The following is a 19,308-nucleotide window of genomic DNA, read 5'->3' on the forward strand; positions in this document are numbered from 1 at the left end:
ACAGAAAAAATCCGTTTTATCCGCGTCTTTACGAAGTAAATCTGCGTCATCCGCGTGCTAATCTCAACAATAATAAATGAAGCATTTTAAAATTATAGTATTCCTTTTAGTCACGTTCATTTCAAATGGACAAGTTCTTCCTGTACGCCTAACAACAGAAATGGCAGAAAATCCATTAGCAGTTGTGGAGAATCAGCCGAAATTAAGCTGGCAATTAGTTTCAAAAGAATCTGATGCATCACAAGTCGCTTATTTGATTTTAGTAGCTTCTTCGGAAGAAAAACTAAAAATGGACGATGGAGATATTTGGAACAGCGGAAGAGTAAATACCGACAAAAACCTGCATATTGTTTATAATGGAAAACCATTAAAAAACGAAACCAAATATTTCTGGAAAGTGAAAGTTTGGAACCAAGCGGGAAAAGTTTCAAAATGGAGTAGAAGTGCCTCTTTCAGAACCGCTCCATTAGAATCCGATTTAAATCCAACTTGGATTGGTGCGATTACAAAAGCAGATAGCCATTTGCCAGAAGGAAGAACGTATCATACAGCGACTTTCAACAGAGAAAAAAAGAACTCTTTTATCAATGCTTCCGATTCGTTGGCACGAAGAAGTATCATGCTTCGTAAACCTTTTGAAGTAGAAAAAGCAGTCAAAGAAGCCGTTGTTTACATTTCAGGTTTAGGTCATTATGAATTAACTATCAACGGAAAAAAAGTGGGAAACAGCCAATTTGCGCCCCTTTGGACAGATTATGATAAAACGGTTAATTACAATGTTTATGAATTAAGTGCAAAAGATTTTCAAAAAGGCGATAACGTAATTGGCGTTCTATTAGGAAATGGAATGTATAATACTTTGGCTGAAAGATATACGAAGTTTTTTGTGAGTTTTGGTCCGCCGACTTTATTTTTCAAAATGAAAATCAAATACAATGATGGTTCAGAAGAGATTGTAAAGTCAGACGGAACTTGGAAATACAGCAAAAGTCCGATTACTTATAATAGTATTTTTGGTGGAGAAGATTACAATTCGAACCTAGAACAAAAGGACTGGAATAAAAAAGGTTTCAAAGATAGAGATTGGAAAAAAGTTGTGATTCAAGAAGCGCCAAAAGGAGTTTTAAGGCCGCAGAATGCACCGCCAGTTACAATTCAAAAACAATACGAGGTCAAAACGGTAAAAGAGTTGAAACCTAATTTCTATGTTTTTGATATGGGGCAAAATCTTTCTGGATTTCCAACAATCAAAGTAAAAGGAAAAAGAGGGCAATCGATTCGTGTTTGGGTTGCGGAAGGATTAAATGAAGAAGGTACAATCGCGCAGGGAAGATCTGGAAAACCTTATTATTACGATTATACTTTAAAAGGTGATGGAGTTGAAGAATGGACGCCAAAATTCAGTTTCTACGGTTATCAATATGTTCAAATTGAAAATATCAATTATAAAGATGCTAAAAATGCTGAATTTCCAACTTTAGTAGATTTAAAGTCGAATTTCATTTACAATTCGGCTGGTGAAGCAGGAAGTTTTGCGTGTTCGAATGAAATTTTCAATAAAACACATGAGCTGATTAACAACTCGATAAAAAGTAATTTCCAAAGTGTTTTTACCGATTGTCCACAACGTGAAAAATTAGGCTGGTTAGAAGAAATTCAGTTGAATGGTCCAGGTTTGATGTTCAATTATAATCTTCAGACCTTTCTTCCCGCAACAATGCAGAACATTTCTGATTCACAAAGAGACAACGGTTTAATTCCGACGATTGTTCCAGAATATGTGATTTTCGGTGGCGATTTTACCGATTCTCCAGAATGGGGTGTTACGGGCGTAATTTTGCCTTGGATGTATTACGAATATTATGGAGACCCTTCTTTATTAGAGAAATATTTCCCAATCATGAAAAAGTACGTTGATTATCTGGAAACAAAAGCGACAAATCACATTGTTTCTCACGGTTTAGGCGATTGGTACGATTACGGAACGCATCCAGCAGGATATTCTAAAAATAGTCCGATTGCGCTTTCTGCGACTTCGCACTATTATTATGGAGCTTATTTAGTAGCAAAAGCATCAAAATTATTAGGAAAAACTGAAGATTTTGAGAAATATAATACATTGGCTTCTGAGATTAAAACGGCTTTCAATGCGGCATTTTTTAACGAAGAAACCAAACAATACGGAACGAACAGTCAGTTTAGTAATTCGGTTCCAATTTTTATGAATATCGTAGAACCGCAGTACAAAGAAGCTGTAATGCAAAATTTATTAGCTGACATCGCAGCAAAAGGAGATCGTTTGACAACGGGAGATGTTGGAAATCGTTACTTATTCCAGACTTTAGCAAGAAATGGAGAAAACGAAACGATGTATAGAATGCACAATCATTATGATGCGCCGGGTTATGGTTTTCAGATTAAATTTGGCTTGACCACTTTAACGGAACAATGGGATCCGAGAAAGGGAAATTCGTGGAATCATTTTATGTTAGGACAAATTGAAGAATGGTTTTACCAAAGTCTAGCCGGAATTATGTCTGATCCTGAAAAACCAGGTTTCAAACATTTCTTCATTCAGCCGGAAGTGGTTGGCGATATGACTTTCGCGAAAGCGGATTATCAATCGGTTTATGGGAAAATTGCTTCTTCTTGGGAGAAAAAAGACGGTAAATTTATCTTGAATGTTCAGATTCCTGTGAATACAACAGCGACAATTAAACTGCCTGTTTCTAAGAATTCTGAAATAAAAATTGATGATAAAAAGGTTAGAGCAGGTTTTAATGAAAAAGATAAAAAACCAACGCTGGAACTTGGATCAGGAATTTATACAATAGAATGTCAATTGTAATTATGAGTTACGAGTTATGAGTTATGAGTTATGAATTGTAACTAAACTCGAAAAAGTAGAAAAAATCAATTGCCTCCAGCTTTAGCTGTAGGTTTAAAATAAGAGAGGTCACAGGGCTTTAGCCAAATAATTAAGTTCGGCTAAAGTCAATTAAAAAAAACAATTTATTTTCCTCCAGCTAAAGCAGGAGGCAATTCAAAAAATGTATTGAATATCAAAATGAAAAATTTAAAATACATCATCTTAGTTTCCATTTTCGCTTTGACATTTGCCAATGCGCAGAGCACTTCTGATACCAATTTTAGAAAACCAGTATCAGAAACTTTAAAGAAAATCGAAACGCTTTTTAAAGTAACGATCAACGATGATAGAGGTTTATTAAAAGGAAAAGAACTGGATTATGCCGATTGGAGAATTGAACCCGGAAATCTGCCACTTTCGCTGACCAATATTTTGGCTCCATTCGAATTGATGTATTTCAAACAGCCGGATGGAACGTATATCATTCGTAAATATGAAAACCATAAAGTTTCAGTCGATAAAGGAAAAGAACGCTTGTTTTACTTAGAAAGCCTTTACTCGACAAAAGAAGAATGGGAAAAACGCAAAACGGAGTTAAAAGCTTGTATGATTGAATCATTTGGTTTGGACAAGGCGCCCCCTACACCTAAATCTAAGCCACTTTTAACTCCAAAGAGAATCTACAAAGACTACAGTGTTGAAAATATTGCTTTGGAAATTTTGCCAGGGGTTTATGCGACTGGTTCAATTTATAAACCGTATCCGCTAAATAAAAAAGCAGCTGTTATTCTAACTCCTGACGGACATTTTGGCGATGGAAGATACAGAAAAGACGAGCAATACCGTTGTGCGATGATGGCTAAAATGGGAGCAATTGTCGTGGGTTATGATTTATTTGCTTGGGGTGAATCGTTATTACAGTTTCCTGAAGAAACGCACAGAAACAGCATTGCATCTACAGTTCAGGTTTTAACCGGAATTCGTTTATTGGATTATTTAGCAACGGTTAAAAATGCTGATATGACAAGAGTTGGCGTTACAGGAGGTTCCGGCGGAGGATCACACACGATGTTTTTAGCGGCAATTGATGACAGAATAAAAGTTTCGGCTCCGGTTGTAATGGTTTCGTCTCACTTCTCTGGAGGATGCCCATGCGAAAGCGGACGTGGAATTCACTTATGTGGAAACGGAACAAACAATGCCGAAATCTCAGCCATGATGGCTCCAAAACCGCAATTGATTGTTTCGGATGGAAAAGATTGGACATTGGCGGTTCCTGAATTGGAATTTCCGTTCATTCAAAGAACTTATGAATTATACGGTAAAAAAGATTTAGTCGAAAATGCACATTTTGCAAAAGAAGGACACGATTTCGGAATCTCGAAACGTATGGCTTTGTATCCGTTTATGGCGAAATATTTAAACTTAGATTTGAATAAAGTAAAGAATGGCAAAGGCGAAATAGACGAATCGACTTGTGTAATTGAACCAAAAGAAAAGCTGTTTGTTTTTGGAGATAAAGGAGAAAAACTGCCGAAAAATGCTCTAAAAGACATCAACAAATTATATGAAATGTTCGGAGAAAAAAATCTGAAGGTTTACGAGGTTAAGAAGTAATAGAGTTTGCCACAAATTTCACGAATTGGCAAGAATTATTTTTTGCCACAGATTACACAGATTAAAAGGATTTTTAATCTCTCTAATCTGCTAAATCTGCGAGAGTAAAATTTTTTCACGCTCGGGATAGCAGATCTAGCAGATTTTTAATCAGTGGAAATCCTTTATCCCGATGGCTATCGGGAGTGGCAAGATAAATTAGAGAAATTGAATTAAAAATTAAAAAAAGAAATTGGTGCCAATTCGTGTAATTCGTGGCAAGAAAAAAATAAACTATGAAGTTAAAATTTAAAATTACTGCAATCTGTTTTGGAATTTTTTCGTTTGCTGCAACAGCGCAAAACGACCTGAAATTATGGTACGATAAACCAGCTGCAATCTGGAACGAAGCTTTGCCTTTAGGTAATGGACGTTTGGGTGCCATGGTTTTTGGCGATCCAGCAGTAGAGCGTTTGCAATTGAACGAAGAAACCATTTGGGCAGGTTCTCCAAACAGTAATGCGCATTCAAAATCAATCGAAGCTTTGCCAAAAGTAAGACAGCTTATTTTTGACGGAAAATTTGACGAAGCCCAAGATTTGGCTACGAAAGATATCATGTCGCAAACCAATGACGGAATGCCGTATCAGACTTTTGGAAGCGTTTATATTTCATTCAACGGACATCAAAAATATACTGACTATTATCGTGATTTAGATATCAGTAACGCTACAGCGAAAGTAAAATACAAAGTAAACGGCGTTGAATTTACAAGAGAAATTCTAACTGCATTTTCAGATCAGGTTATTGTGGTGAAACTTTCTGCGAGTCAGCCAGGACAGATTACTTGTAATGTTTTTATGAACAGTCCGATTGATAAGACGGTTGCTTCGACAGAAGGAAACCAGATTATACTTTCTGGAACAGGAACGAATTTTGAAAACGTAAAAGGAAAAGTAAAATTTCAAGGAAGACTTACGGCTAAAAATAAAGGTGGCGAAATCGACGTCAGCAACGGAGTTTTAAGTATCAATAAAGCTGATGAAGTAACTTTATACATTTCGATTGCTACGAACTTCAAAAACTATCAGGATATTTCAGGAGATGAAATTGCAGAAAGCAAAGATTATTTAGCAAAAGCGGAAACAAAAGATTTTGAAACCATAAAGAAAGCACATGTTGATTATTACCAAAAATTCTTCAACAGAGTTTCTTTGGATTTAGGTTCGAATGATCTGATTAAGAAACCAACAAACGAAAGAATTAGAGATTTCTCGAAACAATTCGATCCGCAGCTGGCCGCTTTATATTTCCAGTTTGGACGTTATCTTTTAATTTCAAGTTCTCAGCCGGGCGGACAGCCAGCGAATTTACAAGGAATTTGGAACGATATGGTTACACCGCCTTGGGATAGTAAATACACAACAAACATTAATGCCGAAATGAATTACTGGCCAGCGCAAGTAACGAATCTTCAAGAGATGCACGAACCGTTTGTGCAAATGGCAAAAGAATTAAGTGTAACTGGTGCAGAAACGGCAAGAATGATGTACAATGCCAGCGGATGGGTTTTGCATCATAATACTGATATTTGGCGCGTTACTGCCCCAGTAGATTCAGCTGCTTCGGGAATGTGGCCAACTGGCGGTGCTTGGGTTTGTCAGGATTTATGGGAAAGATATTTATATACCGGAGATAAAAAGTATTTGGCAGAGATTTATCCGATTATGAAAGGTGCTGCTGATTTCTTTTTGGATTTCATGGTTGTAGATCCAAACACAGGATATTTGGTTGTAGTGCCTTCAAGTTCTCCGGAAAATACGCATGCTGGCGGAACAGGAAAAGCAACAATTGCATCAGGAACAACAATGGATAATCAGCTGATTTTTGATTTGTTTACGCACGTTATGGAAGCTTCTGCATTGGTTTCTCCAGATGCTATTTATGTAAAAAAAGTTAGTGATGCTTTGGCAAAAATGCCTCCAATGAAAATTGGAAAACATAATCAATTACAAGAATGGCAAGACGACTGGGACAATCCGAAAGATAATCACAGACACGTTTCGCATTTGTATGGTTTATATCCGAGTAATCAGATTTCGCCAATCAAAACACCAGAATTATTTGAAGCGGCTAAACAATCGTTGATTTACAGAACGGACGAATCTACAGGTTGGTCAATGGGTTGGAAAGTGAATTTGTGGGCGAGATTATTAGACGGAAATCATGCTTATAAATTGATTCAGGATCAATTGCATTTGGTAACAGCTGACCAAAGAAAAGGTGGAGGAACGTATCCGAATATGTTAGATGCACATCAGCCTTTTCAAATTGATGGGAACTTTGGATGTACTGCTGGTTTTGCTGAAATGCTGATGCAAAGTCAGGAAGATGCGATTCAGTTATTGCCTGCTTTACCAGCTGTCTGGAAAGACGGAAGCATAAAAGGTTTAGTGGCAAGAGGTGGTTTTGTAATCGATATGACTTGGAAAAACAATAAAGTTTCGACTTTAAAAATCTATTCGAAAATTGGTGGAAACTGTCGCTTAAAAGTTGAAAATAGTTTGAGCGGTTCTTCAATCAAAAAAGCAAAAGGGAAAAATACAAATCCTCTGTTTTATGATCTAGAACTGAAGAAACCTATTATTTCTAAAGAAGCAAAATTGCCTAAAGTACAATTGCCAAATTACAATATTTATGATGTGAATATGAAAGCAGGGCAGACGTATACTTTTACTGGGAATTAATATATTATAAGTCTAGTTTGTCATTTCGACGTAAGGAGAAATCACACAAGAAATTCCGCACAGAATGTCGCCAATCTTTGTCGAATCCCGCGTGTGATTTCTCCCTTCGGTCGAAATGACAAAACGAAAAGAATTAAAAAGAAAAACTAATGTTGACAAATTTCAAACATAAAATAATAACACTTTCAATTGTAATCGCTTGTATAAACAGCGGTTGTAAATCTGGTGCAGTAGAATCCCAAAAAGGAAAATCGGTTATTTTAAAAGAAAAAAACTTCAAACATTATGTTGATTATTTCAATACAATGGAAGATGAAAATTTAAAATTTGCTATTCCGAATGACAGTGCTTGGACTTGGATGGAAAAGAATATTCCGTTGTTTGAATGTCCGCAGCAAAACTTTGAAGAAATCTATTATTTCAGATGGTGGAGCGTTCGTAAACACATCAAAAATACACTGCAGGGATTTGCAATTACGGAGTTTTTAGTAGATCGTTCCTATGCCGATAAATACAATATGATCAGTTGTGCTTTGGGACATCATATCAACGAATTCAGATGGGTTCATGATCCGAAATACATTGAGCAGGATGTGAAACTTTGGTACCGAGGAAATGAAGGAAAACCGATGAACAAATTGTATAAATTCAGCAGTTGGACGGCCGATGCTTTGTACAATCGTTATTTGGTGAATAAAGATGAAAAATTCTTATTGGATATGTACCCAGACATGGTGACGGATTATGCGGTTTGGGAAAAAGACCGCCAACGTAAGGACGGTTTGTTTTGGCAGCATGATGTAAAAGATGGAATGGAAGAATCCTTAAGTGGCGGAAGAAAAGTGCAAAATGCAAGGCCTACGATTAACAGTTATATGTACGGAAATGCTGTTGCGATTTCTAAAATGGCTGAAATGAAAGGCGATAAAGATGTTGAGGCAAAATTCAAAGCTAAAGCTGATGATTTGAAGCAATTAGTAGAAACGAAATTATGGAATCCAAAAAGTGAATTCTTTGAAACTTTAACTCAAAAAGATACTCTGGCGCAGGTTCGCGAGGCGATCGGATTTATTCCTTGGTATTTTAATCTTCCTGAAAAAGGAAAAGGATTTGAAAAAGCTTGGGAACAAGTGAAAGATGAAAAAGGATTTTCGGCTCCGTTTGGTTTGACAACAGCAGAAAGAAGAAGTCCACGTTTTAGAACTCATGGAACAGGAACTTGTGAGTGGGACGGCGCGATTTGGCCTTTTGCAAGTTCGCAGACTTTGACTGCTATGGCGAATGTCCTAAACGATTACAATCAGAATTTTGTTGGAAAACCAGATTATTTCAAACAAATGGAATTGTATGTTCAATCACAATATTATAGAGGAAAACCTTATCTTGGCGAGTATTTGGACGAAACAACAGGCTATTGGTTAATGGGCGACAGAGAAAGAAGCCGTTACTACAATCATTCGACTTTCAATGATTTAGTGATTACTGGTTTGGTTGGTTTACGCCCGAGAGCTGATGAAAAGATTGAAGTAAATCCGTTGATTCCGCAAGAAAAATGGGATTGGTTTTGTTTGGACAATGTTCTATATCATGGCAATATTATTACCATTCTTTGGGACAAAACAGGAGAAAAATATAAAAAAGGAAAAGGTTTTAGAATCTTTAAAAACGGAAAAGAAGTTGCGGTTTCTGAGAAATTAGAGAAGTTGGTTTCTGAATAAATATTAAACATTTAACGATCTAGTTTGTCATTTCGACGGAGGAGAAATCTTCGTTAGTAGCTCAACAAAAATTGTCGATTTTGAATGTGGAGTTTTTTGCGAAGATTTCTCCTTCGTCGAAATGACAAAAAATGTGCATATTTTTCTCCCGCAGATTTTGCAGATTTAGGAGATTTATATTAAAGCAAAATAATCTGCTCAATCTGCAAAATCTGCGGGAGAAAAAAATAAAGCCAAAAGCTTAAAAATAATACCATGAAAAAGTTTTTTTTACATCTTACCTTAATCATTTCACTTTTCACAATTTCGGCGAAAGCCCAAAACAAAATTGTTGTGAATGATTTAAAATGCGAAATGCTGACGAATCCAGAAGGAATTGACGTTTTACAGCCAAGATTGAGCTGGAAAATTAAGGCAGCCGTAAACGATGTAAAACAAACAGCGTATCAAATTATTGCATCTTCAAGTTTAGAAAAACTAAATGCCGGAAATGCTGATTTATGGGATAGCGGAAAAGTGCAAAGCGATGCTTCTGTAAATGTAATTTATAATGGAAAAAAGCTAAAAGATCGACAAGATGTTTTCTGGAAAGTAACCGTTTTTACCAATAAAGGAGAAATTCAATCTAAAGAAAATGCACATTTCAGTATCGGAATTTTGACTTACGCGGATTGGAAATCGACTCGTTGGATTGGTTATGAAAAAACTTCTCCAGGAGATAGTATTTCGCAGTATTCTAGATTATCAGCGAGATATTTAAGAAAAGAAATCGACTTGAAAAAGAAAGTCAAAAGTGCCAAGGTTTATATCATGGGAATGGGCTTGTACGAGCTATACATTAACGGAAATAAAATTGGCGATCAGGTTTTGGCGCCCGTTCCTACAGATTATACGAAGAATGTAAAATACAATGTTTTTGATGTGACTTCGCAATTGCAAGAAGGCAAAAATGCGTTGGGAACGATTTTAGGAAACGGACGTTTTTTTACGATGCGTCAGGATTACAAACCTTATAAAATCAAAACTTTTGGTTACCCGAAAATGGCTTTGCAGTTATTTGTTGAATATACGGATGGAAGCAAAGACGTGATTAGAACAGATGATACTTGGAAAATCACAACCGACGGCCCAATTTTATCCAACAACGAATACGACGGAGAGGAATACGACGCTCGCAAAGAAATGAAAGGCTGGAACACTGTCAATTTTGATGATAAAAAATGGCTTTCAGCAGAATATGTTCAAGAACCAGGCGGATTCTACGAAGGACAGATGTCGGCTAACATGAAAGTGAAGCGTGAAGTAAAACCAATTGCCATAAAACAGACTGTAAAAGGAACTTATATCTTAGATATGGGACAAAATATGGTGGGTTGGCTACAACTTAAAGTCAAAGGAAATAAAGGAGATAAAATCACGATGAAATTTGCTGAATCACTTCAACCAGACGGTTCTTTGTACATTGCCAATTTGCGTGATGCAAAAACTACGGATATATATACTTTAAAAGGCGAAGCAGAAGAAATTTGGGAACCTCGTTTTATTTTCCACGGATTTAGATTTGTTGAAATTTCTGGTTTTACTGCAAAACCAACTTTGGAAAATTTTATTGGAAAAGTAGTTTATGATGACATTCAAACAACAGGAACTTTCGATTCATCAAACCCAATAATGAATCAGATTTTTAAGAATGCTTGGTGGGGAATCAGTGGGAATTATAAAGGAATGCCAATCGATTGTCCGCAACGAAATGAACGTCAGCCTTGGTTGGGAGATAGAACAACGGGAGCTTACGGAGAAAGTTTCTTATTTGATAATCAGACGTTATATGCAAAATGGTTAGATGATATTAAATACTCACAAACCATAGACGGCGGACTTCCAGATGTGGCGCCAGCTTTTTGGCGTTATTATGGAGATAATGTAACATGGCCGGGAACTTATATCACGGTTGCCGATATGTTATACCAGCAATTTGGAGATGCAAAAGTGGTAGAAAAACAATATCCATACATGAAAAAATGGATGGATTACATGGAAGAAAATTATTTGGTAAATGATTTGATGACCAAAGATAAATATGGAGATTGGTGTGTTCCACCAGAATCTTTAGAATTAATTCGTTCCAAAGATCCTTCTCGTTTAACGGATGGTGAATTGATTTCGAGTGCATTTTATTATCAGCTTTTGAATATCATGAAGAAATTTGCTGTTATTGCAAATTCAAAAAATGATATTCAACATTATGACGATTTGGCTTCAAGAATCAAAAAAGCATTCAATGCCAAATATTTAAATGCTGATAAAAACAGTTATGCCAATAATACCGTTACAGCCAATTTATTGCCTTTAACTTTCGGAATGGTTCCAGAAGGACTTCAAACCAAAATATTCGAAAATTTAGCGCATGAAGTTGAAGTGACTAAAAACGGTCATGTAAGTACAGGAGTTATTGGAACTCAGTTTTTAATGCGAACATTAACCAATTTTGGCCGTGGAGATTTGTCTTTCAAATTGGCTTCAAACAAAACCTATCCAAGTTGGGGTTATATGGTCGAAAACGGCGCTACAACCATTTGGGAACTTTGGAACGGAAACACAGCAGATCCAGCAATGAATTCGCAAAACCACGTCATGCTTTTAGGCGATTTATTGATTTGGTATTACGAAAATATGGCGGGAATAAAAAGCAATCCTGAGACTCCAGGCTTCAAACAAATTATCATGAAACCAGATTTCAATGCTGGATTGACTTATGTAAATGCTTCTTATGAATCGGTTTACGGTTTAATTAAAAGTGATTGGAAGAAAGATAAAAAAGCTTTGGTTTGGAATATTACTATTCCTGCAAATGCTTCTGCTTTAGTGTATTTGCCAACAACGAATGTTTCAGCAATAACAGTAAATAAGCAAAAGTTGCCTCAGTTTTCTACTTCTATTAAAACGGATAATAATACTATTGTAACATTACCATCGGGTTCCTATGTTTTGAGTGTGAAATAAAGAAGTTTTTTCGTACTATTGTGAAGTATTGTAAAAAATGATTTATGGATGCCATTAAAGTTTTTGAAGATAAAAGAGTACGAAGTCATTACGATACCGATAATGAAATTTGGTATTTTTCTATAGTGGATATTGTTGAGGCATTAACAGATTCTAAAAACCCGACAGATTATTTAAAAAAAATCAGAAAGAGAGATGTTGAACTTGGAAGTTACATAGGGACAAATTGTCCCCAGGTAACAATGCTGACTAATGGTAAAAAGCGTAAAACATTGGCAGGCGACGTTGAGAATATTTTTAGAATAATACAATCTATCCCATCTCCTAAAGCTGAACCGTTTAAACAATGGCTTGCAAAAGTTGGTTATGAACGTATTCAGGAAATTCAAGATCCGGTACAAAGCATTGACCGGGCGAGAGAAAACTGGAAACAACATGGAAGAAGTGAAAAATGGATTCAGCAACGCATGATGGGACAGGAAACACGAAATAAACTAACTGATTATTGGAAAGAAGCGGGTATTGAAGAGAAAAATGAATTTGCAATTCTAACTAATATTATTCATCAGGAATGGACTGGTCTTTCAGTGAAAGAACATAAAGAAGCAAAAGGCTTAAAGTCGCAAAATCTTAGAGATCACATGAGCGAGGCTGAACTTATTTTTACTGCACTGGCTGAACTTTCAACAAGACAAATAGCCGAAAATGATGAAGCAAAAGGATTAATCGAAAATGCAGTGGCAAGCAAAAAGGGTGGAGTAGTGGCAAAAAATGCACGAGTTGAACTGGAACAGCAAACGGGTAAAAATGTAGTGACAAATGAGAATTTTTTGCCTCCTGCAGACGAGAAAAAGACTTTACCTAGAAAGAAATAATATTTTTTTCTCAAAAAATGAACTCTTAGAAATATTACTTTGATACAATAAAAAAATAAATGTGATTTCGGATATTACGTTTTCGTCAGGAAATTTTGCTATTAGCGTTAAATAATCTGCATTTTTAATAATTCGGGACAGTACAGGATACATTGTTAATTTTTTGGTGTTATTTTTACACTTATTAAATATTTTTACCTAAAAAAATGTTAGGTATGTATTTATAGTCAAAAAAAATAATTCATAATTTAATTAAGAATGAAGTTAGCAAAATTAGCATTTGTCTTGTTTGGACTTTTCCTTTTAGGAAGTTGTAAATCGGCTTTAGAGAAAAAGACTTGGAAAGAAGGAATTTTAGTAGATGAATTTATTTACGATAAAGCGCCTTATCCGTCTTGCCATGCCGTTACAATTGTCGAAGCTACAAATGGTGATTTAGTTGCCTCATGGTTTGGTGGAACTCACGAAAGACACCCAGATGTTTGCATTTATGTGGCTATTAAACCAAAAGGAAGTGATAAATGGGGAGAAGGTGTAAAAGTTGCCGATGGTGTGATGAAAGAAGGACCAAGATTACCAACTTGGAATCCTGTTTTATACCAAATTCCGGGTGGTGATTTAATGTTATTCTACAAAATAGGACCAAAACCATCTGAATGGTGGGGCGTAATTAGAACTTCGTCTGACGGAGGAAAAACGTGGTCTGAAGCTCAAAAAATGCCTGATGGTTTCTTAGGGCCAATCAAAAATAAACCAGTTTTATTAAGCAACGGAACATTATTATGTCCGTCAAGTATTGAAGGCGACGGATGGAGGCTTCGTATGGAATCTACTCCAGATTTCGGAAAAACTTGGGTAATGGGCGATACACTTCCTAGAGGAAAACAAAAAATCAATGCGATTCAGCCAAGTATTTTATTTCATAAAGACGGAAGTATTCAAGCTATTGGAAGAACCAGAAACAGAGCTATTTTCAGTACATTCTCGAAAGATAACGGAAAAACTTGGTCGGATGTAGAGTTAATCGGACTTCCAAATAACAACTCAGGAACTGATGCGGTTACACTTAAAGACGGCAGACATTTGTTAGTTTATAATCATGTTCTTCCTCCAGGAAAAGAAGCAAAAGGACCAAGAACGCCTTTGAATGTTTCAGTTTCTAAAGACGGAATCAATTGGAACGCTGCTTTAGTTTTAGAAGATTCAAAAATCAGCCAATATTCTTATCCTTCCATGATTCAAAGTTCAGACGGAATGGTGCATATCGTTTACACTTGGAGAAGAGAAAAACTGAAATACGTAAAAGTTGATCCAAGCAAATTAGTGGCGCTTCCAATTAAAAACGGAATCTGGCCAGGCGACGAAGGAAAAGTAGTTACAGCAGTAAAAGCCGAAGAAGAGTAATAAAGATATAGCCACTCCCGATAGCTATCGGGATGAAAGGATTAAATGGATAAAAAAAATCTGCTCAATCTGCCAAATCTGCGTGAAAAAAAATACTCTCGCAGATTTGGCAGATTATGGAGATTGATTAGAAAAAAATCATTTTAATCCTTTTAATCTGTGGCAAAAAAAAATATAAGACATGAAATCTAAAAGAAATTTATTTATTGCAATGCTAGTTGTTATGTCAACGACATTCAACAGCTGTGCAACGGCTCAGTCTTCCAAAAAAGAAAAATACAAAGTGGCGGTTTGTGACTGGATGATTTTGAAAAGACAAAAACTAGGTTCTTTTGCTTTAGCAGCTGAAATAAAAGCAGACGGAATTGAACTAGACATGGGAGGTTTAGGAAACCGACCAACTTTTGACAGCAAACTAGGTGACCCAGTCGAAAGACAAAAGTTTTTAGATAAATCGAAAGAAACAGGAGTTGGAATCAGCTCGATTGCCATGTCTGGATTTTACGCGCAATCATTTGCTACAAGAGAAATCACACCAATGATTACCGATTGTGTTCAGGCAATGAAAAACATGAAAATAAAAGTGGCGTATTTACCTTTAGGAACACAAACCGATTTGGTTAAAAATCCAGAATTACGTCCAGAAGTAATTAAGAGATTGCAATGGGCAGGAAAAGAAGTCGGGAAAATTGGCGGTATAATTGCGATTGAAACTTCTTTGAGTGCTACTGAAGAGAAAAAACTTTTAGACGAAGTCGGTTCAAAATATATTAAAAGCTCTTTCAATTTTGCGAATGCTTTAGATAATAAAAGAGATATTTCGTCAGAATTGAAAATATTAGGAAAGAAATATGTAGCGCAGATTCATGCTTCAAACACCGATCAATTTTGGTTAGAAAATGACAAAGCGATCGATATGCCAAAAATCAAACAAACTTTGGATGAAATGAAATGGAGCGGATGGCTAATTGTAGAGCGTTCTCGCGACGTAACGCAAGTACATAATGTAAAAGCCAATTATGGAGCAAATGTAGCTTATTTGAAGAAGATTTTCCAGAATTAAACAATAAACAGTGATCAATATGTAATCGTTAAACAACACAATTTTTCACTATAAATCTGCGTGATTTTTTTACGCAGATTTTATTCTCATTTTTTGTCATCCCGAGGAACGAGGGATCTCCACAAGTAACTCTACAAAGATTGATAATTGCTGTGCGGAGCTACTTGTGGAGATTTCTCCTTCGTCGAAATGACAAACTAGATGGGAATTTTTAATGTATAAAATTAAAATACTATGAAATATTTACAATTACTTTTTTTATGTCTTTACGTCTCTTTCGCGACAGCGCAGAACATCACAGTTGTGAGTGATCCGAGTTCGCCGAGAGCAAAATTTGGAGCAGAGAAATTATCTGAAACGCTTTCAGCAAAAGGATTCAGCGTAACTTCTTCTGATAAATTCAAAAAATCAATAGATAAAGTAATTGTAATTGGAGAAAAAGGAACCGATTTTTGGAAGAAAAATGCTAAAAGTGCTAAAATCGACGATAGCAAATTAACCAAGAAAGAAGGTTTTCAGATTCGTACTCAAAATAATGTAATTTATATTGAAGGAACAGATGCTTCAGGAGCTTTGTATGGTGCTTTAGAATTAACAGATAAAATTAAGGGTTCAGGAAAACTTCCTTCAGAAATTAATATTGATGATAGCCCAGAAATGGTTCTTAGAGGCGCTTGTATCGGAATGCAGAAACCCGTTTATCTTCCGGGACGTGATGTTTACGAATATCCATATACACCAGAAACTTTCCCTTGGTTTTACGATAAAGCTTTATGGATAAAATATTTGGATATGCTGGTAGAAAACCGCATGAACTCTTTGTATTTATGGAACGGACATCCTTTTGCTTCTTTAGTAAAATTAAAAGAATATCCGTTTGCAGTAGAAGTAAGTGATGAAGACTTTAAAAAGAACGAAGAAATCTATAAATTCTTAACCGTAGAAGCTAACAAACGTGGAATCTGGGTAATTCAGATGTTTTATAATATTATTGTTTCTAAGCCTTTTGCAGAACATTATAACATTAAAACACAAGATCGTTCTCGACCAATCACACCTTTATTGTCAGATTACACAAGAAAATCTATTGCTGCTTTTATCGAAAAATATCCAAACGTTGGATTAATGGTTTGTTTGGGAGAAGCAATCAATACGGTTGATGATGATGTGGAATGGTTTACCAAAACGATTATTCCGGGTGTTCGTGATGGTTTACAAGCATTAGGAAAAACAGAAGAACCGCCAATTATCCTTCGTTCTCATGATACCGATGGCCCTTTGGTTATGGAAAAATCACTTCCATTATACAAAAACCTTTATACAGAAAGCAAATACACGGGAGAGTCTTTAACGACTTACACGCCAGGCGGACCTTGGGGAGAAACACACAAACAGTTGAGTGCTCTTAAATCAATTCATATTGAGAACGTTCACATTTTGGCAAACTTAGAACCTTTCAGATACGGTTCTCCAGATTTTATCCAAAAGACAGTAAAAGCAATGCACAGTGTTCACGGAGCAAATGCACTGCATTTATATCCGCAAGCTTCGTATTGGGATTGGCCATATTCGGCAGATAAAACGAAATCAGGAGAACGTTTATTAGAAATGGATCGCGACTGGATTTGGTACAAAGCTTGGGCAAGATATGCTTGGGACAGCAAAAGAGATCGGAACGAAGAAGTTAAATTTTGGGATAATGATTTAGCTGCGAAATTCGGAACTACTCAAGAAGCAGCCAATAGCATTTTAAAAGCTTACGAAGAAACAGGAGAAATTGCTCCAAAAACATTAAGACGTTTCGGAATTACAGAAGGGAACAGACAAACATTATTGCTAGGAATGTTCGAAAGCCAATTGGTAAATCCGTCAAAATGGAGAGTTTATCCAGGTTTCCACGAATCGTGCGGACCAGCGGGTGAATTGCTTTTAGAATATGCTAAAAAAGAATGGAATAAAGAACCGCATTCTGGCGAACTTCCAACGCAGATTATTGCTGAAATTACAGAACACGGAAGATTAGCTGTTGAAGCAATAGATAAAGCAGAAGCAAGCGTAACCAAAGATAAAGAAGAATTTGAACGTCTTAAAAATGATATGCATGCGTATAAGGCTTTCGCTGATTTTTTCTCAGAAAAAGTAAAAGCAGCTTTATTGGTTTTAAGATACAGTTATTCAAATGATATTGCAGATTTAGATAAAGCAATGCCTCATTTGGAGAAAAGTTTGGAACACTACGAATTATTGGTAAACTTGACGAAAGACACGTATTACTATGCCAATAGTATGCAAACAGCTCAACGTAGAATTCCGATTGGAGGAGACGATGGAAACAACAAAACTTGGGCAGAATTGTTACCGCATTACGAACGTGAATTGGCCAATTTTAAAAGAAATCTAGAGAAGCTAAAATCTTCTAAAGATGGTAAAATTGAAACCAAAGAAGGAAAACCTTGGAAAACAGCAGAAGTAACTTTCATTGATGAAAAACCGGGAACTTATTTAGTAAAAACAGGTACAAAAGTGTACGGAACAGATATTTCTGAACTGACCAAAGTTGCTCCAGAACTTCAGAATTTAAGAGGTTATACGTTTATAGAAAACGATCAAAACGAAAAAGGAACACATTTGAAGTTTAGAAATACAAAAGCCGTTAAATTAGTGGTGGGTTATTTCAATTCAGATCAAAAGAGATTTTTATTGCCACCAAGTTTGGAGACAGATGCAGCAGGAAATGCGCACGGTCAAGCCGAAGTGATTCTGGCAAGTGCAATGAATTTAAAAGATTTGCCTCGTGTAAACATTCATACGTATACGTTCCAGCCGGGCGAAAATAAATTAGATTTAGGAAAAGGAAAAGTATTGACTTTAGGTTTCATCGATGCAGATCAAACCATAACACCACGTGATGTAGGATATATCGACGCGGGAGAAAAGGCAGCTATCGATTGGTTGTTTTATTAAAATTACAGGCAAAGTTAAACCTAGCAGGTTTTTAAAACCCGTCAGGTTTGCTTAAAGTATAAACACAATCTTGTCATCCCGAGGAACGAGGGATCTCCACAAGAAGCTCTATTATAGTTTGTCATTTCGACGGAGGAGAAATCACACTAGAAATTCCGTTCAGAAATTCGCCAATCTTTGTCGAGTTACTAGTGTGATTTCTCCTCCGTCGAAATGACAAAAAGTAGAGAATGTAGAATAACTTAAAACAACCTTATAATCACTTATATGGTTTTAAAAATATGAATAGAATAGTTTTTTTTATTTTTTGTTTTTTTTCAAGTCTTTGCTTTGTTTGGAGTCAGAGCAAAGATTCGGGGAAGTTTCGTAAAGAAATTTCGCTGAATTCGTCTTGGGAAACCGTAATACTGGATAATCTTCCGCTGAAAGAAGAAGATTTTGTAGAAAATCCAAAAACTGATTCCAATTGGCAAAAGGTTAGTGTGCCTCACAATTGGGATCAGTATTATGGTTTCAGAAGAACAAAACATGGAAATTTACATGGTACCGCTTGGTACAAAAAGACACTAAAACTTGATAAAAAAGAGAGCTCAAAACAGTATTTTCTTTATTTTGAAGGAGTAAGTTCTTATGCAACGGTTTGGGTAAATGGTAAAAAAGTTGGTGAACATAAAGGTGGCAGAACTACTTTCACTTTAGATATTTCCAAAGCAGTTTTTTTCGACAAAGAAAATATCATTTTAGTAAAAGCATCACATCCCTCTTTTATTGCAGATCTTCCTTGGGTTTGCGGAGGTTGTTCAGGAGAATGGGGATTTTCCGAAGGTTCTCAGCCAATGGGGATTTTCAGGCCAGTTTCTTTGGTAATTACAAACAATGTTAGAATTCAGCCGTTTGGTGTTCATATCTGGAATGACAAATCGGTTTCTAAACAAAAAGCGATTCTTCATACCACTACAGAAATCAAGAATTACAGCACTTCACAACGAAACTTAACTGTCGAAAATATCCTTCTTGATGCTTCAGGAAAGAAAGTTGTTATTATAAAAAGCGACAACAAAATCAATTC

General features: G+C 36.0%; 10 protein-coding genes. All 10 read left to right on the forward strand.

All coding sequences use genetic code 11. The features are described 5' to 3' along the window. Window positions 1-76 precede the first annotated feature (76 nt). Window positions 77-2,848: a glycoside hydrolase family 78 protein gene (locus tag B3J44_RS02740; RefSeq protein ID WP_286965630.1), complete on the forward strand. Its 2,772-nt coding sequence runs from the start codon at window positions 77-79 to the stop codon at window positions 2,846-2,848. 219 nt (window positions 2,849-3,067) lie between these two features. After that, window positions 3,068-4,486 carry an acetylxylan esterase gene (locus B3J44_RS02745; RefSeq protein ID WP_286965632.1) on the forward strand — a complete coding sequence of 473 codons (1,419 nt, stop codon included), beginning with the start codon at window positions 3,068-3,070 and terminating at the stop codon, window positions 4,484-4,486. A gap of 275 nt (window positions 4,487-4,761) precedes the next feature. Then, window positions 4,762-7,212 (forward strand): glycoside hydrolase family 95 protein, encoded by a 2,451-nt coding sequence (locus B3J44_RS02750; protein ID WP_286965634.1) that lies wholly within the window; start codon window positions 4,762-4,764, stop codon window positions 7,210-7,212. Window positions 7,213-7,361: 149 nt separating this feature from the next. After that, complete coding sequence (locus B3J44_RS02755; protein WP_286965635.1) at window positions 7,362-8,930, forward strand: MGH1-like glycoside hydrolase domain-containing protein; 1,569 nt, start codon at window positions 7,362-7,364, stop codon at window positions 8,928-8,930. Between the two features lie 255 nt (window positions 8,931-9,185). Beyond that, window positions 9,186-11,933, forward strand: coding sequence for a glycoside hydrolase family 78 protein (locus tag B3J44_RS02760; protein ID WP_286965636.1), 2,748 nt, complete (start codon window positions 9,186-9,188; stop codon window positions 11,931-11,933). 44 nt (window positions 11,934-11,977) lie between these two features. Next, on the forward strand, window positions 11,978-12,808 hold the full coding sequence (locus B3J44_RS02765) for a BRO family protein (protein ID WP_286965638.1): 831 nt from the start codon (window positions 11,978-11,980) through the stop codon (window positions 12,806-12,808). A 258-nt stretch (window positions 12,809-13,066) separates the two neighbouring features. Then, the gene (locus B3J44_RS02770; RefSeq protein ID WP_286965640.1) at window positions 13,067-14,212 is read left to right on the forward strand and encodes a sialidase family protein; all 1,146 of its coding nucleotides are present in this window, start codon (window positions 13,067-13,069) and stop codon (window positions 14,210-14,212) included. Window positions 14,213-14,393: 181 nt separating this feature from the next. After that, window positions 14,394-15,275 (forward strand): sugar phosphate isomerase/epimerase family protein, encoded by an 882-nt coding sequence (locus B3J44_RS02775; protein ID WP_286965641.1) that lies wholly within the window; start codon window positions 14,394-14,396, stop codon window positions 15,273-15,275. Window positions 15,276-15,509: 234 nt separating this feature from the next. Further along, complete coding sequence (locus tag B3J44_RS02780; protein WP_286965642.1) at window positions 15,510-18,239, forward strand: alpha-d-galacturonidase; 2,730 nt, start codon at window positions 15,510-15,512, stop codon at window positions 18,237-18,239. Between the two features lie 281 nt (window positions 18,240-18,520). Continuing rightward, on the forward strand, window positions 18,521-19,308 hold a 788-nt coding region (locus B3J44_RS02785), incomplete at its 3' end, for a sugar-binding domain-containing protein (protein WP_286965643.1).

Source organism: Flavobacterium sp. UBA4854 (assembly GCF_002399805.1).
In the GTDB taxonomy this organism is placed as follows: domain Bacteria; phylum Bacteroidota; class Bacteroidia; order Flavobacteriales; family Flavobacteriaceae; genus Flavobacterium; species Flavobacterium ginsengisoli.